Below are 22,394 nucleotides of genomic sequence, written 5' to 3'. Positions count from 1 at the left end.
ACCACCGGTCGGCGCCTTCGCGGCGGGCTTCGCGACGAACCGCGCCGGCACGGACCAGAAAGCAGAGAGCGACGATGAGCGAGACGAACGCGACCAGCGAGACGAGCGCGAACAGCGAGACGAGCGACGTTCGCGACACGATCCGACGCGTGGTCACCACGCACGACGCCGACGGCAAGGCGGTCGTGCACACGGACGACCAGGTCCCGATGGCCGACTTCCCCGGCGCCTCCGAGTGGGACGCCAGGAGCGCCGTCCTCTGGACGACCGGCGCCGTCCCGGCGGACAACGCCGGCGACCTGGTGGGCGGCGACCGGCCGTCCGGCGCGACGCTCTCCGGGGGGTCGGTGCTGCGGGTGACGGAGCTGGGCCCCGGGTTCACCTCGCTCATGCACCGGACCCTGTCCATCGACTACATCGCCATGCTCTCCGGCGAACTGGAGCTGGAACTGGACGGCGGCAGCGTCGTACGGCTGCGCCCCGGTGATGTCGCCGTCCAGCGCGGCACCAACCACCTCTGGCGCAACCCGAGCCAGGACACCCCGTGCCGGTTCGTCGTCTCGATGATCGAGTCCGAGCCCATCCTGATCGACGGGCAGCGGCTCGAACAGACGATGTGAGCCCGCCGCCGACCACGACCGCCGACGACGATCACAAACCGCCGGCTCCCGCGCCTCAGGCCGGGTCGTCCGCCAGTTCCGCCACGCCCGTGATGCGGTGCAGCGGGTACGTACGGACCTCGTCGGCCGTGTGGTCGTACGCCGTCACGAAGCCGCCCTCCACCCGTACCGGCGCGATGACGCGCTGGCTGGCCGCGCCGTCGGCGTTGACGTAGCCGATCCAGACGGCGGAGCCGGTGAGGGCGGCGGCCTGCATGGTGGCGAGGGTTTCGGCGGAGGTGGTGCGGGGGAGGCGGCCGTCGGCCGGGGGCGGCGCGGCGGGGGTCTGGGGCGGTTTGCGCTCGGCGGTGGCCGCGAGGTCTCCGGCCCTGATGGCGCGTACGGCCGCGGCCAGCAGCGTCTCGTCCGGTACGGGCGGGCCGTCCGGTACGGGCGTGGGCGCGGTACGGGCCGGGGTGCGGTGCGCGTCGGCGCGGGCGACCACGACGTCGCCCTCAGCGGACTCGGCGGCCGGCGCGTACCCCATGGCCCGCAGCCCCTCCAGGAGCGCGTCCGGGGCGGCCTGCGCGGCCAGGACCGTGGGGGCGAGGCGGCGCAGCCGCAGGTTCGCGGAGCGGCGGTCGGCCAGGATCTCGGCGAGCAGCGCGTCGTCGTCGCAGCGCAGATAGGCGGAGGCCGCGCCGACCCGCAGCCGGCCGTGCTTACGGGCCACATCGTCGATCAGATACGCCAGCGGCTGCGGCACCGGCGTCCGGGAGTGCTCCGCGAGGAACGACTGGAGGTCGGCGGCCGTGCGGCCCGCGTCCAGGGCCCGCCGGACCGAACCGGGCGTGAAGCGGTAGACCGTGGCCCCGCCCTTCGACTCCACGTCGGCGACCACGCCGAGCATGGCGGCCAGCGGGCGCTCCAGCGGACCCGGCGCGACGGCGGTCAGGTCGGCCTGGAGGAGCACGTGGTCGAGCGGGGTCGGCAGCAGGGGGGCCAGCCGCTCGGCCGCCTCCCGCGGGTCCGGGCCCAGCAGCGCCCGGCCGTGCGCCGTCGCCGCGCCCCGGCCCGTGACGCCGAGCAGTTCCGCCTCCGTCAGCGTCCAGCGCGCGAGGCGCGAGCGGAGGTCCGGCGTCTGCGCGGCGGCGGCCCCGCCGCGCGGCGGGCGCTCCCAGCGGAGCCGGTCCAGGAGCGAATCCGGGGTCACCGCCGTGCCCTCCGGCGCCTGGGCGAGCAGCCGCAGCACCCGGGCCCGTACCTCCGGCGCCGGGGAGCGGTCGAGGTCCGGGCCGAGCGCCGCGAGCGTACGGGCCTTCGCGTCGCGCGTCCCCACCAGCCCGGCGGTGCGGGTTCCCGCCAGCCACGCCGTCGCCAGCCGCAGCCAGCGCTCCTCGGCGGGCAGCGCCAGCCAGTCGTCGTACGCGGGCGTCGGCGCGTACCGCTCGTCGGCCTCGCCGTCCGAGGCCAGCAGCCCCGCCCCGTACGCCAGCTCGGCCCAGAACGCGGCCACCGGCTCCGGCGCGTCCAGGGCCGCCGCCGTCCGCTTGAGGTCGCGCACGCTCAGGCCGCCCGCCCGCAGCACGAGGGGGCCCGCGCCCGTCTCCCACTCCTTGAGCAGTTCCTCGACCGTGGCCAGCGCCGTGAACGCCTGGCCGGCGGCCGACGCGTCCACCGCCGCCGCGCCGTACTCGGCGGCCGGCACCAGCTCCGGCGGCGTCGGCTCCGGCGCACGGTGCGCCCGCCCGCCGCGCAGGTGCAGCGCCGCCTCCCGCGGCAGCACCACGTTGCCGGGCGCGGCGGGCAGCAGCACGCCCCGGTCGAGCAGCCACTGGAGGTGCGGGGCCGGGCGCGCGGTCACGGAACCGTACGGCGGGCCCCACACCAGCCGGTCCAGGACCTCGGCGGACTGCGGCGGCGCCTGCCCGAGCAGCGCCGCCATGCGCGTACGGTCCTCGAACAGCTCGGTCAGCGCCGCGACCGCCGACACCGGGTCGTGCGTCGGCGGCAGCCCGGCCGCCACGATGATCGACTGGAGGCGCCCCGGCGACATCCCGGACGTCGCCTCGGCCACGGTCGGGCCCAGCCCCGTCGGCGACGGGCTGGTGGGGGACGGCGACAGCAGTTCACGGGCCGTACGGACCAGGCGCAGGCGGTCGTCCGCGCCCCAGAGGAGCGCCCGCGCGCGCAGCGCCGCCACGGCCTCCGGCAGCCGCCGGGCCGTCTCCGCCGCGTCCGGTCCGGGGTCCTCGCCGGTCATGAGCGCGGCGAGCCGTCCGTACGAGCAGGGGTCGGGGGCCACCGCCAGCGCCTCGGCGGTCTGGAGGGCGAACCGGTCCAGGCGCTCCAGCGCCCGTACGACGGAGGCGCGGGTCCCGGCGCGGGTGGCCAGTTGGGTCAGGTCGCCGGGCACGGGCGTCAGGAGGTCGGGGCGGGCGTGCAGCAGCGTGGCGAGGCCGTCGTCGGGGCGGGTGCGCAGCTCTTCGGCGAGCGTGCGGGGCGCGCCTGGGGGTGTGGCGCTGTGGGCGGGGTCCCGGTGCCGCGCGGTGGTCATTCTGCCAACGGTACCGGAGCACCCCGTCGGGCCCGGGGGTTCGCGCTGAGCGGGCGGGGCTCGCGGCCGGGCCTCCGGCCCCTGGCGGGCGGGGAGCGGGGCGGCGGTGGCCGGGAGCACCCTCGTACGGACCGCACGGGGTGTTCGCGACGGTGGCGCTCGGCTAGCGTCGCCTGTGGCACGCGCGCACCTTCGCACTCCCTGGTTCTGACACGTCCCGACCAGGTTCCGACCACGTTCCGGCCCCGTTGATCGCGCTCTGATGGCGCTCTGATCGAGTTCTGATCGAGTTCTGATCGGGGCCCGACGTCGAGTTGAGGGGATTGACCATGCCAGCGGCAGCACCCGGCGCAGACAACACCTCCGGCCCCACCCCCGACGAGGTCGGGGAGATGTACGACGAGTTCGGCGACATGCTCGCCATGCTGCTCGGCGGGTCCGCCGTGCACATCGGCATGTACGTACCGCACGGCGACCGGCCGCCCGTCACCTCGCTGATCGGCCTGGCCGACGTCGGACAGGACCAGCAGACCGAGTTCCTGATCGACACCATCGACCTCGGCCCGGACGACCACCTGCTCGACATCGGCTGCGGCACGGGAGGGCCCGCCATCCGGCTGGCGGAGCGCACCGGGGGACGGGTCACGGGGATCACCGTCAGCCGGGGGCAGCTCGCCCGCTGCGAGGAGCGGCTGCGGGAGTCGACGGCGGCGGGACGGGTGGAGTTCGCCAGGGCGAACGCCATGCGGCTCGACTACGCGGACGCCTCCTTCGACGCCGCCTGGTCCATCGACTGCTTCCCGCACCTCTCCGACCGCCCCGCCGGGCTGCGCGAGGCGTACCGCGTGCTGCGCCCCGGCGGCCGCTTCCTGATGACGGAGTTCGCGCTGCGCGGCGTCCCGGACCCGGCGGGTGTGGCCGCCTACTCCGAACTGTGGACCTGCCCGCCGCCCCGGCCCTTCCCGCAGCTCCTCACGGAGGTGGCGGAGGCCGGGTTCCTTATCACGAAGGTCCAGAGCATGACGTCCAACGCGGTGCTGTCCGGCGAGCTGATGCACGCGCTCTACCGGGAGCGGCGGGACGAGATCGAGGAGCGGTACGGGAAGGAGACGACCTTCCGCACGGACCCGCTGATGCGGCCGTTCCGCGACTTCTGCCGGGACCACGTGGACTACTACCTGCTGTTGCTGCGCAAGGACTGAGGGGGGGCTCTCTGGGGCCTCGTGGGGCCTCCGGGGCCGAGTGTGGCTTCGGGGCTGAGGGGGCGCGGGCGGCGCCATATCCGGCGTTCGCCTCGAAGCAGCGTTGAACTTGCCTCGATTCGCTTCTGCAAGGCTGTCGGCGACGGCCGGGGGAAACCTGAACCCCGGCCCAGCACCGAGGAGTTCACGACCATGCAGAGAATCACGTCGCTAGTCGCCGCCCCTGCCGCCGCCCTCGCCCTGGCCTCCGCCGCCATGCTGGGCGCTTCCCCCGCCAACGCCTCGCCCGCCAACGCCCCCCAGGCGCGGGCCGCGACCGTGTGCGAGGCCATCGCCGACGGCAACGAGGCCAAGACCGCCGACGGCTGGCGGGCGCTCACCGAGTGGAACGTGAGCTGTACCGAGGACCGCACGGTACGCGTCGAGATCGAGTACATGGACGGCCGGACCGCGAAGAAGGAACAGCGGGTGGCCGCCGGCACCACCTGGAAGGACGCCGATTTCCTGCCGACGGCGAAGGGCGTGAACTGCATCGTCTACTTCTTCGAGGACGGCCAGCCGCTCACCCACTACACCATCACCTGGGACTGACGGCTTCCCGGCGGCCCGGCCGCTCCGCGTTCTCGCGGGGCGGCCGGGCCCTCGGCGTGCGCGCCGGGGGGCGCGGCTGTCGGGAACCGGCACTTCAGCGCGGCCGGCGGGCGCGCCGGGTGGCGTGGTGGGCACTGCGGGGGCGGGGTGGGCGCGATACCGTCGGGGGCGGCAACCGGACGGGCCCATAGGGGTTTTGGTGGGGATCGAGAGCGATCAGCTCGTTTATGACTATTTGAGCCGGGTCGGCGACCTGGCTCAGCAGCGCGGACTGCCGTCCGGCGAGCGGATGCGCCTGGTCGCGCGGTTGCGTACGGACATCGATCAGCAGCGCGCGGCGCTCGGCATGGCGGAGAACCCCAGCGCTGTGAAGCGCATCCTGGCCAAGCTGGGCGCCCCCGAGAAGATCGTGGAGAGCGAGGGCGGCACCGCCGGCGCCGCCGGAGCCGCGCCCGTGCACTCGCCCGTCACGGGACGGCCGCGGACCTCCGCGCGCGAGAAGCTGTCGGGGCTCACCGGCCTCGCGGGGCGCGGCGGACGCGGCGATTCCGCGGCCAAGGTGCCTACGCCGCGCGTCGAGGACGAGCCCGAGCGCTCCCCTACGGCCGCGCTGCCGCCGCACCTCGCGGGCGAGGACGAACTGGGGCCGGGCCTCGCCGCCCCGGACTGGTGGCGGATCGAGCCGGGGCCCTTCACCGAGGGCGAGACCGTACACGGCTTCGTCGGCGGCATCGAGATACCCGAGATACTCAAACCCCCGCCGAAACCGGACTCCGAACCGGGAGCTGGGACCAAAGCTGGGGCCAAGGCGACGGCCTCGGGGCGCGGGCCCGTAGAGCAGGCGCCGGCCGAGGACGACGAGGCGGCGGACGCCGAGGACGAGGCCGAAGGCGCGGCCGAGGAGACGGCGGCCCGGCGGCGGCTGCGCATCCTGCCGCGCCGCGGCGAGGGCTCCGGCGTCCGGATGAGCCCGCTGATCGTCCTCGCCGCCGTCCTCCTCGTGGTGGGCGCGGTACTCGGCAACTGGATCGTCCTGGGCCTGGGCTGGCTGCTCGCCTACACCACGCGCCGGCTCTCCCGTACGGAGTCGCAGTGGGCCGTGATGGTCGTACCAGGGCTCACGGCGGCGGGCGGAATCGTATGGCTCTGGGGCCGCTCCGCCGGTCACTGGGGCGCCCCGATACCGCAGGGCCAGATGGGCCCGGCCCTCTCCGAGACCTGGCCCGTCGTCGTACGAGTCGCCGCCATCGCCTCGGCAGCCTTCCTCGTCTGGCGCGCCCGCCGACAGGTCTGACACCAGCGCCGGGCCGCGCGGCCTCGGCCGCCGGGCCGGCGGGGCCCACTGGGCAGCGCGGCCACGGCGGCTGGACCGGCAGGACGCCGCCGGGCCGCGCGGCCCAGTGGGCCCCCGCCGGCAGGGATGCCCGCCTGCCCAGCGGCCTCCGCCACCGCCCTCCCGGCAGGATGCCGCCGGGGCCCGCGGACCCCGCCGCGCCGCCCTCCCGGCAGGGCGGCCTCTACCTCTACCTCACGCCTGCCTCATCCTCCGGCGGTCGCCGTTCGGCGACCGACCTGGCCATGGCCTGGGCGCTGCCCAGATAGCCGGCCGGGTCGCAGAGTCGGCGGATGCGGTCCGCGCCGAGGCTGGCCAGGACCTCTGGTTCCGCGCGTAGTTCGGACGCGAGGTCGGTGGCGCCGGGGGCGGAGTCGAGGACGCGGGCGCAGGCGGCGTAGACGACCTCGTGGGCGCGCTGGCGGCCGAGGGCCGGGGCGAGCGCCATCATGACCGCCTCGGCGACGATGAGTCCGCCGGTGAGGTCCAGGTTGGCGCGCATCCGCTCCGTGTCGACGTGCAGGCCGGACATGGTGTGTTCGGCCTGGTCGAGGGAGGAGGACAGCAGGAGGAACGCCTCCGGGACGACGGCCCATTCGATGTGCCAGGGGCCGGTGGCGCGTTCGAAGTCCTGGAGCATCGCGTCCAGCATGGCCGAGGACTTGTCGCGCAGCAGCCTGGCGGCGGCGATCATGAGTTCGCTGGAGATGGGGTTGCGCTTCTGCGGCATGGTGGAGCTGGCGCCCCGCCCCGGCACGAAGGGCTCGGCCAGTTCCCCGAACTCGGTCGAGGTCATGGCCGCCACGTCGACCCCGATCTTCCCGACCGACGCGCCGATCGCGGCGAGCAGGCCGACGATCTCGGCGAAGCCGTCGCGGGCGACGTGCCAGGTGATCTCCGGGTCCCGCAGGCCCAGTTCCTCGGCGAGCGCCGCCCGTACCCGCAGCCCCTCCGGGCCCGGGCCGAGGGAGGCCAGGGTGCCCGCCGCGCCGCCGAACTGCACCATCAGGTTCCGCTCCCGGGCCGCCGCCAGCCGCTCGGCGTGGCGGTCCAGGGCCGACAGCCAGACGGCCGCCCGGTAGCCGAAGGTGACGGGCAGCGCGTGCTGGAGGTGGGTGCGCCCGGCGGTAACGGTGTCGACGTGGGCCAGCGCCACGTCCCGCAGCCGCTCCCGCAGCCGGTCCAGCGCGTCGGAGACGAGCGTCAGGCCCTCCGCGCACTGGAGGACCGTCGCCGTGTCCATGATGTCCTGGGTCGTGGCGCCCCAGTGCAGATAGCCGCCCGCCTCGCCGCACTGCTCGGCGAGTTGGGTGACCACCGGCAGGATCGGATAGCCGACGGTGTCGGTGTCCCGGCGCAGCCGCTCGCGGTCGAGGCGGGCGGCGTCGCAGGACGCGGCGATGGCGTCGGCGGCCGGGCCGGGGATGACGCCGACCCGTGCCTCGGCACGGGCCAGCGCCACCTCGACGCGGACCACGGCGCGTACGTACGCGTCGTCGGCGAAGACCGCGCGCATCCCGGCCGTTCCGAACAGATCCCGGAAGAGGAACGAGTCGAAGACGGTGCTGCTCATCGCGTGCCCTCCGGACGGCCGGCGGCCGGGCCCCGCGCACCGTCGGCGGCCGCCCCCTCCGGACCGTCCATGTCGGGCTCCGGCGGGGCGTCGACGGCGATGTACTTCTGCTCCAGGTACTCGTCGATGCCCGTACGGCCGCCCTCCCGGCCCGTGCCCGACTGCTTCATCCCCCCGAAGGGGGCCCCGGCGTCGGACACGTAGCCGCGGTTGAGGCCGACCATGCCCGTCTCCAGCCGCTCGCTCACCCGCAGGGCACGGCCCAGGTCGCGGGTGTAGACGTAGCTGACCAGGCCGAACTCGGTGTCGTTGGCGGCCCGTAGGGCCTCGGCCTCGGTGGTGAACGTCTGGATCGCCGCCACCGGGCCGAAGATCTCCTCCCGGGTGATACGGGCGCCCGCGGGCACGTCGGTGAGCACGGTCGGCGGGTAGAAGTACCCCGGCCCCGCCGGGACATGGCCGCCGGTACGGACCCGGGCACCGGCCGCGACGGCGTCGTCGACCAGTTCGGCGACCTTGCCCCGCCCGCGCCCGTCGATGAGCGGGCCGAGCCCGGCGGCCGGGTCGGTGCCCGGGCCGAGGGTGACCGCGCCCATGCGGGCGGCGAGCTTCGCCGCGAACTCCTCGGCGACGTCGGCGTGCACGTGGAACCGGTTGGCGGCGATGCACGCCTCGCCGATGTTGCGGAGCTTGGCGGTCATCGCGCCGTCCACGGCCGCGTCGAGGTCGGCGTCCGGGAAGACGACGAAGGGCGCGTTCCCGCCCAGCTCCATCGATGTGCGCAGGACGGTGTCCGCCGCCTGGGCCAGCAGGAGCCGGCCGACGGGGGTGGACCCGGTGAAGGACAGCTTGCGCAGCCGCCCGTCCCGCAGCAGCGGTTCGGTGACCCCGGCCGCGTCCAGGGTGGGGATGATGTTGAGCACCCCGGCGGGCAGGCCCGCCTCGATCAGCACCTCGGCCAGCGCGGCCGTCGTCAGCGGCGCCTGCGGAGCCGGTTTGACGATCATGGTGCAGCCCGCCGCGACGGCCGGCGCGATCTTACGGGCCGGCATGGCGAGCGGCGCGTTCCACGGCGTGATCAGCAGGCAGGGGCCGACCGGCTGCCGCATGACCAGCACGCGGGCCGAGCCGTCCTCGCTGACCTTCCAGCCGCCGTCGATCCGGACGGCTTCCTCGCCGAACCACCGCAGGTACTGAGCGCCGTAGTCGACCTCGGCCCGGGACTCGGCGAGCGACTTGCCCATCTCCAGCGTGATCAGCAGCGCGAACTCCTCGCGGCGCTCGATCAGCAGGTCATGGGCGCGGCGCAGGATCGCGGCGCGGCGGCGCGGGGGCACGGCCGACCACGCCGCCCGCGCCCCGTCCGCCGCGTCGAGGGCGGCCATCGCGTCGGCGGGGGTTCCGTCGGCCACCTCGCACAACGTACGGCCCGTGGCGGGGTCCTCCACCGCGAAGGTGCCGCCGCCGGTGGCCGGGCGCCACTGGCCGGCGATGAGCAGACGCTTCTCCACCCGGCCGACGACGTCGGGCAGGTCGGATACGGCAACGGCGGGTCCCTGGGGAGCGCCGGACGCCTGGGGAGCGCCGGGCGCCTGGGGGACGTGCCCCTGGGCGACGTGCCCCTGGGCGACGTGCCCCTGGGACGCGTCGGGGCCCTGGGGCGCGTCGGGTGCCTCGGATGTGGAGGTGGCCACGGAGGTCACTTCCCCAGGGCGGCGACCATGGCGTCGGCCATCGGGGCGCTCGACGCGGGGTTCTGGCCGGTGAAGAGGTTGCCGTCCTGGATGGTGAACGCCTCGTAGGCGGTGCCGCCGGAGTGCTTCGCACCCATCTCGCGCAGCCGGCTGGCGAGCAGCCACGGCGCGCCCTCGGCCGTACCGAAGATCTGCTCCTCCTCATCCGTGAACGCCGTCAGCTCGCGCCCGGCGAACAGCCACTTGCCGTCCTCGTCCACGGCGGACAGCAGGGCGGCCGGGCCGTGGCAGACGGCGCCGATGAGCTTCCCGGCGGCGTCCGCCGCGAAGAGCAGACGGCCGAGGTCGGCGTCCTGGAAGAGGTCGACCACCGGGCCGTGGCCGCCGGGCAGCACCACCGCGACGTAGTCGTCGATGCTCACCTCGTCGAGCTTGAGCAGCGGGCCGAACTCGCGCAGCGCCTTCTCGGCGTGCGCCACATAACGGGCGCAGTCCGGGCCGGCGAGCGCCGGGTCGGCGCTGTGCTTGTCGAGCTCCTGGAGCACACCGCCGGGGGACGCGAAGTCGACCCCGTAGCCGGCCGCCACGAACTTCTCGTGCGGCGCGGCCAGTTCCTCGGCCCAGTAGCCGGTCGGGTAGGAGGAGCCGTCGGTGCGCTCCCAGGTGTTCGCTGCGGACATGACGATCAGGACCTTGCTCACGAAAAGTCTCCTGTGTTGTCTGTTGACGATGTGCGCCGATGTACGGGCCGTGCCATGCGCGTGCCATGGGGGCACGCCGTCCGGCCGCCCGGTCGGGCCACCGGTCCGGCCGTGCCGTCCGGGCGGGCCCGTTTCGGACATGGCTCCAGCGTGCCGGGGCGGGGGCCGCCGCGGGGGCCCATCTCGCGCCCTGCGGAACCTGGGACTCGGCTGCCTAGGACGCGGAGGGCCAGGCTCGGCGGTGAGGCGGGGCCGGAGGCGTGGGCGGAGACAGAGTGGAAGCTGGGGCGGGGGGCCCGGCGGCGGAGGCGGGGGCCCGGCGGCGGAGGCGGGGGGCCCGGCGGCGGGCCCGACGCGTGCGCCGCCTACCGCTCGCTCTTCGCCGTCAGATCCGTCCGCAGCTCGTCGAGGATCTTGCCGGCCGCCGTGTAGCCGATGCCCTGGATCCACAACTGGTCGTCGACCTTGAAGACTCTGCCGTTCCGCACGGCCTTCATGTTCTTCCAGAGCGCGCCGCCGGTGACCTGCGTCTCCTTCGACTTCTCCGGGTCGCCGTAGGTGGCGGTGAACACGGCGTCGGCGTCCGCCCGGCCGATCTGCTCGGGGCTGATGTCGTACGAGAACCCGTCCTTCGCCTTGTCCACGATGGCGGGGCGGCCGAGGCCGACGTCGGCGAGGAGCGTGCCGATGTAGTTCTGCCGGCCGTAGACGCGGATGTTCGCGCCCTCCACGAACCGTACGACGTTGACCTCCGTGGCCTCCGCCTTCGCCGTGCCGCCCAGCGCCGCCGTGACCCGCTTCGCATGCGCGAGGTAGTCGGCGACGACCTTCCGCGCCTCGCCGGTCCTGCCGAGCGCCGCCGCGTGCGTGGCGAAGTTGGCCTTCCACGGGAAGCCCGTGGCGCCGGTCATCACGGTCGGGGCGATCCGCGACAGCTCCTGGTAGCGCGCCGCGTCCCGGTCCTTGTTGGTGAGGATCAGATCCGGCTTGAGCGCCGCGACGGCCTCCAGATTGGGCGCGGCGATCTTGCCGACGTCCCGTATGCCGGAGACCTTGTCTTTCGGCAGGTAGTCGAGGAACCCGGTCGCGACGTCGGCGTGGGTCGCGCCGACCGGCCGTACGCCGAGGGTGATCGCGGAGTCGAGTTCGGCGGTGTCGAGGACGACGACGCGCTGGGGGTGGTCCTTGACCGTCACGTCCCCCATGGCCGTACGCACGGTGTGCGTGCCGGGGCCGGGGGTCGTCCTGTTGCCCGACCCCGACCCCGGCTCCGAGCCCGCGCCGCAGGCCGACAGTGCGAGGGCGGCGGCGGCCAGGACCGGCAAGCCGGCTGCCGCGCCGCGACGGCGGAGAGTGCGCTGCGTGTCCATCCGGGGCCTCTCGTCGGTGGGGCGGGCTGCGCGCCGCGAGCTGAGGCTGCCCCGGCCGGCGCCGGGCCATTCGGCTGGGGCGCCGCGCGCTGGGCCCGTATGCGGCCCGTACGCCGCCTCACCGCGGCCCGCGCCGGGCCATTCGGCTACGGCGCCGTGCGCCGGGCCGTACGCGGCTTGCCCGCCGCCTTACCGTGGCCCGCGCCGCGCCTAGCCCGGCAGACCGCCGCCTTCTACGCCTTCTGCGCCCTCTACGCTCGCTGCGTCGTCCGCGCCCGCTCCGTCCCGTACGGCCGTACGGGCGCCCGCACCCGCCTGCCAGGGCGCGCCCGGGACCACCAGGGGGCTGCCCGTGACCGGGTCGGGGACCACGACCGACTCCAGGCCGAAGACCTCGCGCACCAGCCGCGCCGTGACGACCTCCGAGGGGCGGCCGTAGGCCACGATCCGGCCGTTCTTCATGGCGACGAGGTGGTCGGCGTAGCGGGCCGCCTGGTTGAGGTCGTGCAGGACCGCGACGACGGTGCGGCCGCGCTCGTGGTTGAGCTGGCGGACCAGGTCCAGGACCTCCACCTGGTGCGATATGTCCAGGTAGGTCGTCGGCTCGTCGAGGAGCAGCAGATCCGTCTCCTGCGCCAGCGCCATCGCGATCCACACGCGCTGGCGCTGGCCGCCCGACAGCTCGTCCACCGACCGGGCGGCGAGCGCCGTGGTGTCCGTACGCGCCATGGCGTCCGTGACGGCGCGCTCGTCCTCGTCCGACCACTGCCGCCACCAGTGCTGATGCGGCTGGCGGCCGCGCGCCACGAGGTCCGCCACAGTGATCGCGTCGGGCGCCACCGGCGTCTGCGGCAGCAGGCCGACCGCCTGCGCGATCTTCCGCGTGGGTATCCGGCTCAGCTCCGCCCCGTCCAGCAGCACCGCGCCGCCGCGCGGCTTGAGCAGCCGCCCGAGCGCCCGCAGCAGCGTCGACTTGCCGCACGCGTTCGGCCCGACGATGACGGTGACCTCGCCGTCCGGCACGTCCAGATCGAGCCCGTCGACGACCGTCCGCTCCTCATAGGCGAGCGTCAGCCCCCGGGCCCCGAGCCTGCTCACGGGCCGCGCCCCGGCCGGGCCCGCATCCGCCGCCGCGCCGCCGCCAGCCGCTCCGCTCGGGTTCGCGACCGTGGTGTCGCCCGCCGGTCCGCTCGGGCTCGCGCCCGCGGTGTGGTCCGCCGTGTCCGCCACGCGTCCGTCCCGGCCAGTCGGCCCGTTCACGCCCATGCCCCCGCCCGTACCCGTGCCCGCGTTCTCGTCCGTCGGTCCGGTCGCGCTCGCGGTGCCGGGGGTGACGGGGGAGGCTGCCGGGGCCGCGGGCTCGGGCCCGGCGGCGGTGCTGTTCGGGCTCTCGGTCACGCTTTTCCTCCGGTGCGGCTGCGGATGATGAGCCAGATCAGGTAGGGGGCTCCGATGACGGCCGTCAGTACGCCGACGGGGAGTTCCGTGGGGGCGAACAGTCTGCGGGCGAGGAGGTCCGCCAGGACCACGATGAAGGCGCCGAGCAGGGCCGAGCAGAGCAGGGGGATCTGCGCGGTGCGCGTCAGGCGGCGGGCGATCTGCGGGGCGAGCAGCGCGACGAAGTCGACGGGGCCCGCCGCGCCCGTGGCCATCGACGCGAGCACCACGCCGAGCGCCACCAGGCCGAGCCGGACCCGGCCGAGCCGTACGCCCAGCGCCGTCGCGGTGTCGTCGTCCATCGAGACCGTGCGCTGCGCCCTGGCCGCCCAGAGCACGAACGGGCTGAGCACCAGCAGCGCCCAGGCGAGCGGTGCCGCCTCGTCCCAGCCGCGCCCGTTGAGCGAGCCGGTCATCCACACCTGGGCCTGCTGGGCGACGAGGTAGTCGCCCTTGGTCAGGAAGAGCTGGGTGACGGAGCGCAGCGCGACCGCGAAGCCGATGCCGATGAGGACGAACCGCGCGGCGTGCAGCCCGCCGCGCCAGGCGAAGACGTACACGAGCGCGGCCGCCACCAGGCCGCCCGCGACGGAGAGGTAGGGCAGCGCCGCGTACGAGGTGACGCCGAGCGTCATCGCGCCCACCGTCAGCGCGCTCGCGCCCTGTGTGACGCCGATGATGTCGGGGCTGGCGAGCGGGTTGCGCGCCACGGTCTGGATCAGCGCCCCGGCGATCCCGAAGGCCGCGCCGACCAGCAGGCCCACCGTCATGCGCGGCAGCCGCAGCGTCCCGACGACCAGTTCGTCGGGCGACGGCCGGCCGAGGAGGACCTTGACCACCTCGCCGGGCGCCACGAAGGACTCGCCGACGCACAGGTACGCCACGCACCCGGCCGCCAGCAGCACGGCCAGCGCCACGGCGGTCGCCGCCGCCCGCCGGTGCAGCAGGAAGGAGCCGCGCCCGGCCCGTACGAGCGTGTACCCGGCGGGGCGCACCGGAGCGGCCGAGGGGGGAGCGGAGGGCGTCGTGGGGGCCGTCGTCACGAGGCCGCCGCCTTTCGACGGGCCGGGGCCGGGAAGGCCGTCGTCACGAGGCCACCGCCTTCCGGCGCACCAGCGTCACCAGGAACGGCACCCCGATCAGCGCCGTCATCACCCCCGCCGGCACCTCGCTCGGCGGGAAGACGATCCGGCCGACGACGTCGGAGAAGAGCAGCATGACCGGGCCGACGAGGGCCGCCATCGGCAGCACCCAGCGGTGGTCGGTGCCGACGATCGCGCGGGCGATGTGCGGCACGGCGAGGCCCACGAAGGCGATGGGCCCGGCCGCCGCGACGCCCACGCCGGTGAGGACGGTGGCGCCGAGGCCGCCCACGATCCGTACGACGGCGACGTTCTGGCCGAGGCCCTTGGCGACGTCCTCGCCGAGGGCCAGCGCGTCGAGGCCGCGCGCCACGGAGAACACCAGCACCAGGCCCACCAGCAGGAACGGCCAGACCTGGCCGACCAGAGCGGCGTCCCGGCCGGCGAGCGAGCCGACCTGCCAGAAGCGGAACTCGTCCAGCGCCGCCGCCCGCGTGGTGAGGACGGCGTGCGAGACGGAGGCGAGCAGCGCGTTGATGGCGGCGCCCGCGAGCGCGAGCTTCACCGGCGTCGCGCCGCCGCGCCCGCTCGTGGCCACCGCGTAGACCGCGACGGAGGCGATCCCGGCGCCCGCGAAGGCGAACCACACATAGCCGGTGAGCGTGTGCGCCCCGGCGAAGGCGATGGCCAGCACCACGCCCACCGACGCGCCCTGGCTGATGCCGAGGACGCCGGGGTCGGCGATGGGGTTGCGGGTGATGCCCTGGAGGACCGTGCCGGCCATGGCGAGGGCCGCGCCGACCATCAGGCCGACGACGGTACGGGGCAGCCGCATGGACCGTACGATCTCGGCGCTGTCGCTCGTACCGCCGTGCAGCAGCGCGTCGACGACCTTGGCCGGCGCGATCTGGCTGCTGCCGATGGAGAGGCTGAGCAGGACGGCGACGAGCAGGGCGGCGACGGCGGCCGCCGTCCGGCCGACGCGGCGCCGCACCAGACGCGATCTGGGGCTGCTGGTCGGAACGGCTGGCATCGCTTCCACTTCGCGGTTTCGGTGCGGTCGGCGCTGCGCCCCGCGCCGGGCTTCTGGACACCCGCCGATCGGCTGAATCGCGTCGGTCGACGCGGCTGGGAGTTGTGGTTAGGCGAGGCTAAGTGTACGGGCAGGGGCGCGGCACAATGTTCGGCATGTCCCCGCATACCTCGCACCACGAGAACCCCGCCCGCCCCGCCGGCCTCACGGGCCTCAGCACCGGCCGCACGGAGACCGGCCGTACGGAGACCGGCGCCGACACCGGCCGTACGAAGAGCAGCGGCCCCGCCTTCACCGTCGGCTTCGACCTCGACATGACCCTGATCGACTCCCGGCCCGGCATCCGGGCCGCGTTCTCGGCGCTCTCCGCCGAGACCGGCGTCTACATCGACGTCGACCTCACCACCACCCGGCTCGGCCCGCCGCTGGAACTGGAGCTCGCGCACTGGTTCCCCGCCGACCAGATCGAGCCGGTCGCCGACCGCTACCGCGCGCTGTACCCCGAGCACGCCATCGAGCCGACGCTCGCCATGCCCGGCGCCCGCGCCGCGCTGGCCGCCGTCCGGGCGCTGGGCGGCCGCACCATCGTCGTCACCGCCAAGTACGAGCCCAACGCCAAGCTGCACCTGGAGCGGCTCGGCATCGAGGCGGACGCCGTGATCGGCTCGCTGTGGGCCGAGGCCAAGGCGGAGGCGCTGCGCGAGTACGGCGCGGGCGTCTACGTCGGCGACCACACCGGCGACGTGCGCGGGGCGCGTACGGCCGGTGCGCTGTCCGTGGCGGTGGCCACCGGGCCGTGCGGCGCGGACGAACTGCGCTCGGCGGGCGCGGACGTGGTCCTCGACGACCTGACGGCGTTCCCCGAATGGGTGCGCGGCCACGTCGGCTATGTCAGGGAGCGGGCCTGACGGCGCTCCTGCGCGATCGAACGCAGCACGCCCGCCGCGGCGATCACGAAGCCGACGCCCATGAGCATGCAGACGGCATAGGCGATCGACGGCAGCGGGCGCAGGCCGAGGAACAGCGGGGCGACGGTGGCCAGTGTGGCCACCGCGCCGACGAGGAAGACGATGGCGCCGATCCGTACGAGCAGGTCACCGGCGCGGGCGGGGCTGTCGGGCGCGGGGGCCCGGCCCCCGGCGGAAGGAGTATCACTCACCTGAACAGGGTAGGTCCCCTAGCCCCGGGGCGTTTGTCCCCATGGGCCAAAGCACAGCGGAACCACCCGAGGACGTCTTGTCACCGGGCCCGGGACCATTAGCCTTGGCACTGGCGGGTCCTGCGGCCCGCTGTAGTGCTATCCAGAGCCGTTTTCAGTTGCTTCCCGACGAGTACGAGGACGAGGACAGACGTGCCTACCGGCAAGGTCAAGTGGTTCAACAGCGAGAAGGGCTTCGGCTTTCTCTCCCGCGACGACGGCGGCGACGTCTTCGTGCACTCCTCAGTACTCCCGGACGGAGTCGAGGCGCTCAAGCCCGGCCAGCGCGTCGAATTCGGCGTCGTGGCGGGCCAGCGCGGCGACCAGGCGCTCACGGTGACGCTCCTCGACCCCGCGCCGTCCGTCGCGGCCGCGCAGCGCCGCAAGCCCGACGAGCTGGCGTCGATCGTGCAGGACCTCACCACGCTCCTGGAGAACGTCACCCAGCAGTTGGAGCGCGGCCGCTACCCCGACAAGGCGCACGGCGCGAAGATCGCCGGCATGCTGCGGGCGGTCGCGGACCAGCTCGACGTCTAGCTGTACCGACCCGACCCGCGGCCCTTCCGCGTACGCGAGGGCTCCCCGCGTACGCGGCGGCTTCCCGTCTACGCGAAGGCGAGCGCGTCCGGGCCCAGGGGCGGTACGAGCCCCTCGGCCGCGGCGCGCGTGAGCAGCCCGCGCACCGCCGCGTAGCCGTCCTCGCCGAGGTCGGCGGTGAACTCGTTGACGTACAGCCCGATGTGCCGGTCCGCGACGGCCGGGTCCATCTCCTGCGCGTGCTCCAGCACGTACGGGCGGGAGACCTCCGGGTCGTCCCACGCCATCCGTACGGACGTCCGCGCGGCCTCGGCCAGCTCGCGCAGCCGCTCCGCGCCCAGCGAGCGCTTCGCGATGATCGCGCCGAGCGGGATCGGCAGGCCGGTGGTGGCCTCCCAGTGCTCGCCCATGTCGGCGAGGCGGTGCAGCCCGTAGTCCTGGTAGGTGAACCGCGCCTCGTGGATGACCAGGCCCGCGTCGACCTTGCCGTCCCGTACGGCGGGCATGATCTCGTGGAACGGCAGCACGACCACGTCGCCGACGCCGCCCGGCACCTCGGCGGCCGCCCAGAGCCGGAAGAGCAGATACGCCGTCGAGCGCTCGCTGGGCACCGCGACGGTCTTCCCGCGCAGGCTCGCCGGCTCCCCGGCGTCCGCGGACTCCCTGGTCAGGACCAGCGGGCCGCAGCCGCGCCCCAGTGCGCCGCCGCAGGGCAGCAGGGCGTAGTCGCCGAGCACCCAGGGCAGCACCGCGTACGACACCTTGAGCACGTCGAACTCGCCGCGCTCCGCCATGCCGTTGGTGATGTCGATGTCCGCGAACGTGACGTCGAGGGCGGGCGCGCCGGGGACGCGGCCGTGCGCCCACGCGTCGAAGACGAAGGTGTCGTTCGGACACGGCGAGTACGCGATCTGCAGAGGCTCGTTCATGGGATCCTCTCCTCTTCGGTTTCGGGACGGGCCGCCGGGTCCGCCGGGTCCGCTTCGAGACGGTCCGCCATCGCGTCCATCGCGTCCGCCGCGTCCGCAGCGTCCGCTGTGTCCGCAGCGTCTGCCGGGTCCGGCAGGTCCGCGAGGCCCGCCGCCGGCCGGTCGAAGGCCCGGCCCAGTACGGCCAGGGCCTCCCCGATCCGCCAGGCCGCCCGGTCGCGGGGGCCCACCGGGTTGGAGACGGCCCGCAGCTCCAGCACGGGCACGCCGTGCGCGGCGGCGGCCTCGGCGACGCCGAACCCCTCCATCGCCTCCGCGAGCGCCCCCGGGTGACGGGCCGCCAGCTCGGCGGCGCGCTCGGCGGAACCGGTCGCGGTGGAGACGGTCAGCACGGTGCCGGGCGCGGCGCCCGTCGCCTCGGCCACGGCCCGTACAAGATGCTCGGGAGCCTGGTGCGCCACGGCCCCGAAGCCGAGTTCGGCGGTGGAGCGGAATCCGTCGGGCGTCTCGGCGCCCAGGTCGGCGGCGACGACCGCGGCCGAGACGACCAGCGAACCGACCGGCGCGGCGGGCTGGAAGCCGCCGCCGATCCCGGCGGAGAACACGAGGTCGTACGGGTGCGAGCGGAGCTCCGCGGCGGCGAGCGCGGCGGCGGCACCGGCCCCGGCGGCGCCCGGGCCGACGCCCGCCGCCAGCACGTCGAACACCGGCCCGGCGGGGTGGTGCACCCGGTGCAGCAGCCCGCCCGGCACGGGGACCTCCTGGAGGTCCCCGGCGGGCGACGCGCCGCGCACGACCGCGTCGCGCTCGGCGGTGACGGCGGTGACGACGAGTACGCGCATCAGTTCCAGCACCCCGGCCCGCGTCAGGAGCCGTCGCGCTCCAGGTTGAAGTGCCACATGCCCTTGGCCTCGCCCTTGTTCAGCTCGATGACCGTGACGGTGACCTTGTCCATCAGGGTGGCCTGGCCCATCTGGTTCTTCTGCGTGAAGAGGGTGTCCGTGTCGAAGGTGCGGTACGTGTTGTTGGTGGGCTCCGGCATGACCGGCCCGCCCGCCACGACGACCCACCCGGTGTCGGCGATCTTCGGCTCGACGCCGATGCGCACCTTCTCCCCGGCGCCGACCTTGACGGTCTTGCCGTCCTTCTTCGACAGGCACTTCTCCATGACGGACTTGTCCAGCGCCTTGCCGTCGCCGAAGCAGCCGTCGGTGGCCTCGGAGCTGACGGAGGTCGAGCCGACGGTCACGGTGGCCAGCGGAGTCGGCTTGTCGCAGGCGGTAAGGGCGACAAGCCCCAAGGTCACGGCACCGACGGCGGCAGCGGCGCGGCGGCCCTTACCCCGGGAAAACAGAGCGGTCATGCGGGCAGGTTATCGGTCGCCCCCGCTCACGCCACGCGGGGGTGCGGCGTGCCGCGCCGGGCGGCGGCCAGCAGGCCCCGTACGGAAGCCGCCACACCCAGCGCGACGACCGCCGCGGCGACCGACATGCCGAGCACCCCGTTGAGCGGCAGCAGGATGCCGATCACCCCGCCCAGCACCGACGACATCTGGAGCAGCGTCTCCGAGCGCGCGAACGCCGACGTACGGACCTCCTCCGGCACATCGCGCTGGATCATCGAGTCCAGCGACTGCTTGCCGAGCGCCTGCGCGATGCCCGCCGTCGCCGCGACCACCGCGAGCGCCACCGGGCTGTAGAGGACGGCGGCGACGACGGTCGCGGCCAGCGCGGCCGTCAGCATCAGCGCGATCGTCGACTCCGGGGCGCGGGAGCGCAGCAGCGCGCCGATGGCCGTGCCGAGCGCGTTGCCCGCGCCCGCCGCGACGGCGACGACACCCAGCGAGATCGCCGCGCTCAGCCCGCTCATCGGATGCTCGCGCAGCATGAACGCCAGAAAGAAGGTGAGAAAGCCGGAGAGCACCCGGAACGCGCTGTTCGCCTGGAGCCCGTGCAGCACGGACGAGCCGACCGTACGCAGCCCCAGCGGCCGCGGCCGCCGCTGCTGCCGTCGCCGCTCCCATCGGTCTCGCCGGTCTCGCCGGTCCCGTCGGTCCCGCTTCGCCAGGGACAGCGCGGGGGCGCGTACGGGCAGGTGCTCGCGGGTCGTCAGGCGGGCCCGCGCCTCGCCCTTCGCCGAGTCGACCTTGTGCGGCAGCGAGAACGACAGCACCATGCCGACGAGGAACAGCACACACGCCCCGTACAGCGGCCAGGCCGGGCCCAACTGATGCAGGCCCGCGCCGATGGGCGCGGCGGCCCCGGTGGCCAGCAGCCCGCCGAGCGTCACCCGCGAGTTCGCCTTGACCAGCGAGATCCGCGGCGGCAGCAGCCGCGGCACGACGGCCGACCGCACCACGCCGTACGCCTTGGACGCCACCAGCACGCCCAGCGCCGCCGGATACAGCTCCAGACCGCCGCTCGCCACCGCGCCCGTCATCGTCAGCGCGAGCAGCGCGCGGGTCAGCATCGCGCTCGCCATCGCGGCCCGGCGGCCGTGCGGCAACCGGTCCAGGAGCGGGCCGATCACCGGCGCGAGCAGCACGAAGGGGGCCATGGTGACGGCCAGATAGAGGGCCACCCGGCCGCGCGCCTGGTCCGTGGGGACGGAGAAGAAGACGGTGGAGGCCAGCGCGACGGTGATCAGCATGTCGCCGGCCGAGTGCACCGCGTGCAGTTCGATCAGCTTGCCGAGTCCGGACTCGCCCGCGCCGTGCGCGTGCGTGGCCCGCCGGATGCCGCGGGCCGCCCCGGTGAACGGCGCGCGCAGGGCGTGTCCGGCAGCCCGTCCCGCCCGGCGGAGCGGGCTGCCATGAGCGGACCGGATGGCTCCCACCACGCCATACTGCCCCAAGTCGTGCGGAAGATGGCGTGTTCCGGCTATCTGTCGGTCAGGACACGATCATTCGCCGTCCGGTCGCCGTCCAGTCGTCGGTCGGTCGCCGCCCGGTCGCCGGCCGGGGCGCGTGCTCATGGGGGTGCCGGGGTTTCGCCGGGGTTTCGCCGGGGTGTCCGCTTCGCGGGTGTCCTTTCCGTATCAGGTCGGGCACGGGGAGATCTCCACCGGGGCGCCCGGCGGGTACGGGCCGGTACGGCCGTACGGGCACGGGCCCGGCCGCATACGGAAGTGAGGCTCGCCGCGGCCCGGCTATCCCCGGCGCGGCCGAGCGGGGTAGCGTGCGTAGCGCGCCTCCGGCGGTCGTTCTTGGCCGCGCGCCGAGTCTCGATCCCGCAGAATGGGTCATACAAGGTGCGCCCCTGACCGTTCGGGCGCGGACGTCGACGCGGTCCCCAGGTCCGCTCCGTCCGCCGACCCGGCCGTACGGCCGGCGCACTCGTGAGACGGCGTGGAAGAGAGAATCGATCCTGTGAGTGCTGCGATGCGAAGCCGGACCCCTGACCGCCTGTGCGCCGAGGCGGTCGAATTGGCCCGTGCGGCGGCCGAGGAAGCGGCGCTCCCCGGAATGGTCGGCGAACACGTCGAGGTCGCCGCCGAGGGGGACCGCGTCGTCACCCACTTCTTCGCCTGCCGGGAACCCGGCTACCGGGGCTGGCGCTGGGCCGTGACGGTCGCCCGCGCCTCCCGCGCGAAGATCGTCACCCTCGACGAGGCCGTGCTGCTGCCCGGCCCCGACGCGCTGCTCGCCCCCGAATGGGTGCCGTGGAGCGAGCGGCTGCGCCCCGGGGACATGGGACCGGGGGACCTGCTGCCCACCGACGCCGATGACCTGCGGCTGGAGCCGGGGTTCTCCGGGGAGGACGCGCCGCCGCCCAGCTCCGTCCTCGCGGACGAGGCCACTGCCGGGCGGCGGCTGACGGATCTCGCGGACGCGGAGGACGCCGAGCTCACGGACGACTCGGCCGAGTCGTCCGCCGAGGCCGCCTCGGGCGGCGCCGCCCCGGCCGCCGGACCCGCGGTCACCACGGAGCGCGGCCGGATCGCCGCCGTCGCCGAGGAGCTGGGCATGCGGCGGGCGCGGGTCCTCTCCCGCTACGGGCTCCACGTCGCCGCCGACCGCTGGGACGAGCTGTACGGGCCCAAGACGGCCATGGCGCAGGCCGCGCCCGCCTCCTGCGCGAGCTGCGGGTTCCTGGTGCCGCTGGCGGGGTCGCTGCGGCAGGCGTTCGGCGTCTGCGCCAATGAGTTCGGGCCGGCGGACGGGCATGTCGTGTCGCTCGGGTTCGGGTGCGGGGGGCATTCCGAGGCCGCCGTCATGCCTAAGCCTTTGCGGCCGGCGCCTCCGGTGATCGATGAGACGTTGGTCGATCCGTTGCCGTTGCGGCCGGATCGGACGGGTGGGTCCGTGGAGCCGGACGCTCCTGCCGAGGAGTTGGGGCACTCCTGACGGCGTAGCCGTCGCTTTTCGGATTCGGCCACCGGGCCGGTGGGGGTTTGTCGCGCAGTTCCCCGCGCCCCTGGGGATGCCGGGTGTTGTTGGTCGGCCGCCGGCCGGTGGGGGCTGAGCGCGCAGTTCCCCGCGCCCCCGGGGTGGCCGGGGGGTGGCGGTCGGCCGCCGGGTCGGTTTCGGCTGGGCGCGCAGTTCCCCGCGCCCCTGGGG

General features: G+C 74.8%; 20 protein-coding genes. 7 read left to right on the top strand and 13 right to left on the bottom strand.

Annotated features, from left to right (window positions below):
• Window positions 1-74: 74 nt before the first annotated feature.
• Window positions 75-620, top strand: coding sequence for a cupin domain-containing protein (locus IF55_RS10265; protein WP_078644060.1), 546 nt, complete (start codon window positions 75-77; stop codon window positions 618-620).
• A gap of 55 nt (window positions 621-675) precedes the next feature.
• Here IF55_RS10265 and IF55_RS10260 read toward each other — a convergent pair whose 3' ends face one another.
• Complete coding sequence (locus IF55_RS10260) at window positions 676-3,156, bottom strand: helicase-associated domain-containing protein (protein WP_048831836.1); 2,481 nt, start codon at window positions 3,154-3,156, stop codon at window positions 676-678.
• A 329-nt stretch (window positions 3,157-3,485) separates the two neighbouring features.
• Between IF55_RS10260 and IF55_RS10255 the strand changes: the two genes are divergently transcribed.
• The 3 genes from IF55_RS10255 (at window position 3,486) to IF55_RS10245 (ending at window position 6,243) form a co-directional block, all read left to right on the top strand.
• A complete protein-coding gene (locus IF55_RS10255; RefSeq protein WP_030881062.1) occupies window positions 3,486-4,358 on the top strand; it encodes an SAM-dependent methyltransferase in 873 nt (290 codons plus the stop codon).
• Between the two features lie 192 nt (window positions 4,359-4,550).
• Window positions 4,551-4,949, top strand: coding sequence for a hypothetical protein (locus IF55_RS10250; protein ID WP_030881059.1), 399 nt, complete (start codon window positions 4,551-4,553; stop codon window positions 4,947-4,949).
• 199 nt (window positions 4,950-5,148) lie between these two features.
• Window positions 5,149-6,243: a hypothetical protein gene (locus tag IF55_RS10245; RefSeq protein ID WP_030881056.1), complete on the top strand. Its 1,095-nt coding sequence runs from the start codon at window positions 5,149-5,151 to the stop codon at window positions 6,241-6,243.
• 229 nt (window positions 6,244-6,472) lie between these two features.
• Here IF55_RS10245 and IF55_RS10240 read toward each other — a convergent pair whose 3' ends face one another.
• The 7 genes from IF55_RS10240 to IF55_RS10210 all read right to left on the bottom strand — a co-directional run bounded on the left by IF55_RS10240 (window position 6,473) and on the right by IF55_RS10210 (window position 15,172).
• A complete protein-coding gene (locus IF55_RS10240; protein WP_030881053.1) occupies window positions 6,473-7,855 on the bottom strand; it encodes a class-II fumarase/aspartase family protein in 1,383 nt (460 codons plus the stop codon).
• Window positions 7,852-9,366 carry an NAD-dependent succinate-semialdehyde dehydrogenase gene (locus IF55_RS10235; protein ID WP_211269974.1) on the bottom strand — a complete coding sequence of 505 codons (1,515 nt, stop codon included), beginning with the start codon at window positions 9,364-9,366 and terminating at the stop codon, window positions 7,852-7,854. Before IF55_RS10235 ends, IF55_RS10240 begins: the two co-directional genes overlap by 4 nt.
• Before the next feature lie 188 nt (window positions 9,367-9,554).
• Window positions 9,555-10,250, bottom strand: coding sequence for a type 1 glutamine amidotransferase domain-containing protein (locus IF55_RS10230; RefSeq protein ID WP_030881444.1), 696 nt, complete (start codon window positions 10,248-10,250; stop codon window positions 9,555-9,557).
• Window positions 10,251-10,615: 365 nt separating this feature from the next.
• On the bottom strand, window positions 10,616-11,620 hold the full coding sequence (locus tag IF55_RS10225; RefSeq protein WP_030881047.1) for an ABC transporter substrate-binding protein: 1,005 nt from the start codon (window positions 11,618-11,620) through the stop codon (window positions 10,616-10,618).
• 210 nt (window positions 11,621-11,830) lie between these two features.
• On the bottom strand, window positions 11,831-12,718 hold the full coding sequence (locus tag IF55_RS10220) for an ABC transporter ATP-binding protein (RefSeq protein ID WP_037964268.1): 888 nt from the start codon (window positions 12,716-12,718) through the stop codon (window positions 11,831-11,833).
• Window positions 12,719-13,014: 296 nt separating this feature from the next.
• Entirely contained in the window at window positions 13,015-14,100 is a 1,086-nt protein-coding gene (locus tag IF55_RS10215) for a FecCD family ABC transporter permease (RefSeq protein ID WP_030881042.1), read from the bottom strand.
• Between the two features lie 43 nt (window positions 14,101-14,143).
• Window positions 14,144-15,172, bottom strand: a complete 1,029-nt coding sequence (locus IF55_RS10210) for a FecCD family ABC transporter permease (RefSeq protein WP_030881041.1) — start codon at window positions 15,170-15,172, stop codon at window positions 14,144-14,146.
• 314 nt (window positions 15,173-15,486) lie between these two features.
• Between IF55_RS10210 and IF55_RS10205 the strand changes: the two genes are divergently transcribed.
• Complete coding sequence (locus IF55_RS10205) at window positions 15,487-16,080, top strand: HAD family hydrolase (RefSeq protein WP_037964265.1); 594 nt, start codon at window positions 15,487-15,489, stop codon at window positions 16,078-16,080.
• Here IF55_RS10205 and IF55_RS10200 read toward each other — a convergent pair.
• The gene (locus tag IF55_RS10200) at window positions 16,059-16,331 is read right to left on the bottom strand and encodes a hypothetical protein (protein ID WP_030881037.1); all 273 of its coding nucleotides are present in this window, start codon (window positions 16,329-16,331) and stop codon (window positions 16,059-16,061) included. The two genes, IF55_RS10205 and IF55_RS10200, sit on opposite strands and share 22 nt — an antisense overlap.
• A gap of 192 nt (window positions 16,332-16,523) precedes the next feature.
• On the opposite strand from IF55_RS10200, the gene IF55_RS41175 reads away from it, so the two are divergent.
• Window positions 16,524-16,907 (top strand): cold-shock protein, encoded by a 384-nt coding sequence (locus IF55_RS41175; protein WP_030881035.1) that lies wholly within the window; start codon window positions 16,524-16,526, stop codon window positions 16,905-16,907.
• 68 nt (window positions 16,908-16,975) lie between these two features.
• Here the strand turns inward: IF55_RS41175 and IF55_RS10190 are convergent, their stop codons facing one another.
• From IF55_RS10190 to IF55_RS10175, 4 genes are read right to left on the bottom strand one after another with little or no spacing between them, the layout of a single operon-like run.
• Window positions 16,976-17,836 carry a 1,4-dihydroxy-6-naphtoate synthase gene (locus IF55_RS10190; protein WP_030881033.1) on the bottom strand — a complete coding sequence of 287 codons (861 nt, stop codon included), beginning with the start codon at window positions 17,834-17,836 and terminating at the stop codon, window positions 16,976-16,978.
• Window positions 17,833-18,678, bottom strand: coding sequence for a futalosine hydrolase (locus IF55_RS10185; RefSeq protein ID WP_037964263.1), 846 nt, complete (start codon window positions 18,676-18,678; stop codon window positions 17,833-17,835). The genes IF55_RS10190 and IF55_RS10185 overlap by 4 nt, the downstream gene beginning before the upstream one ends.
• A 23-nt stretch (window positions 18,679-18,701) precedes the next feature.
• Window positions 18,702-19,199, bottom strand: a complete 498-nt coding sequence (locus IF55_RS10180) for a hypothetical protein (RefSeq protein WP_030881029.1) — start codon at window positions 19,197-19,199, stop codon at window positions 18,702-18,704.
• 26 nt (window positions 19,200-19,225) lie between these two features.
• Window positions 19,226-20,671 (bottom strand): MFS transporter, encoded by a 1,446-nt coding sequence (locus IF55_RS10175; protein WP_030881027.1) that lies wholly within the window; start codon window positions 20,669-20,671, stop codon window positions 19,226-19,228.
• A gap of 532 nt (window positions 20,672-21,203) precedes the next feature.
• On the opposite strand from IF55_RS10175, the gene IF55_RS10170 reads away from it, so the two are divergent.
• A complete protein-coding gene (locus IF55_RS10170; protein ID WP_030881024.1) occupies window positions 21,204-22,181 on the top strand; it encodes a DUF3027 domain-containing protein in 978 nt (325 codons plus the stop codon).
• The last annotated feature ends 213 nt before the right edge of the window (window positions 22,182-22,394 follow it).

Origin of the sequence: Streptomyces varsoviensis (assembly GCF_000718635.1) — a bacterium.
Lineage (GTDB): Bacteria > Actinomycetota > Actinomycetes > Streptomycetales > Streptomycetaceae > Streptomyces > Streptomyces varsoviensis.
This window is presented reverse-complemented; position numbering and strand designations above follow the sequence as displayed.

Coding starts and splice junctions, on each gene's coding strand:
- IF55_RS10265 (WP_078644060.1), top strand. CDS start 75: ATGAGCGAGACGAACGCGACCAGCGAGACGAGCGCGAACAGCGAGACG.
- IF55_RS10260 (WP_048831836.1), bottom strand. CDS start 3,156: ATGACCACCGCGCGGCACCGGGACCCCGCCCACAGCGCCACACCCCCA.
- IF55_RS10255 (WP_030881062.1), top strand. CDS start 3,486: ATGCCAGCGGCAGCACCCGGCGCAGACAACACCTCCGGCCCCACCCCC.
- IF55_RS10250 (WP_030881059.1), top strand. CDS start 4,551: ATGCAGAGAATCACGTCGCTAGTCGCCGCCCCTGCCGCCGCCCTCGCC.
- IF55_RS10240 (WP_030881053.1), bottom strand. CDS start 7,855: ATGAGCAGCACCGTCTTCGACTCGTTCCTCTTCCGGGATCTGTTCGGA.
- IF55_RS10225 (WP_030881047.1), bottom strand. CDS start 11,620: ATGGACACGCAGCGCACTCTCCGCCGTCGCGGCGCGGCAGCCGGCTTG.
- IF55_RS10210 (WP_030881041.1), bottom strand. CDS start 15,172: ATGCCAGCCGTTCCGACCAGCAGCCCCAGATCGCGTCTGGTGCGGCGC.
- IF55_RS10205 (WP_037964265.1), top strand. CDS start 15,487: ATGACCCTGATCGACTCCCGGCCCGGCATCCGGGCCGCGTTCTCGGCG.
- IF55_RS10190 (WP_030881033.1), bottom strand. CDS start 17,836: ATGAACGAGCCTCTGCAGATCGCGTACTCGCCGTGTCCGAACGACACC.
- IF55_RS10185 (WP_037964263.1), bottom strand. CDS start 18,678: ATGCGCGTACTCGTCGTCACCGCCGTCACCGCCGAGCGCGACGCGGTC.
- IF55_RS10180 (WP_030881029.1), bottom strand. CDS start 19,199: ATGACCGCTCTGTTTTCCCGGGGTAAGGGCCGCCGCGCCGCTGCCGCC.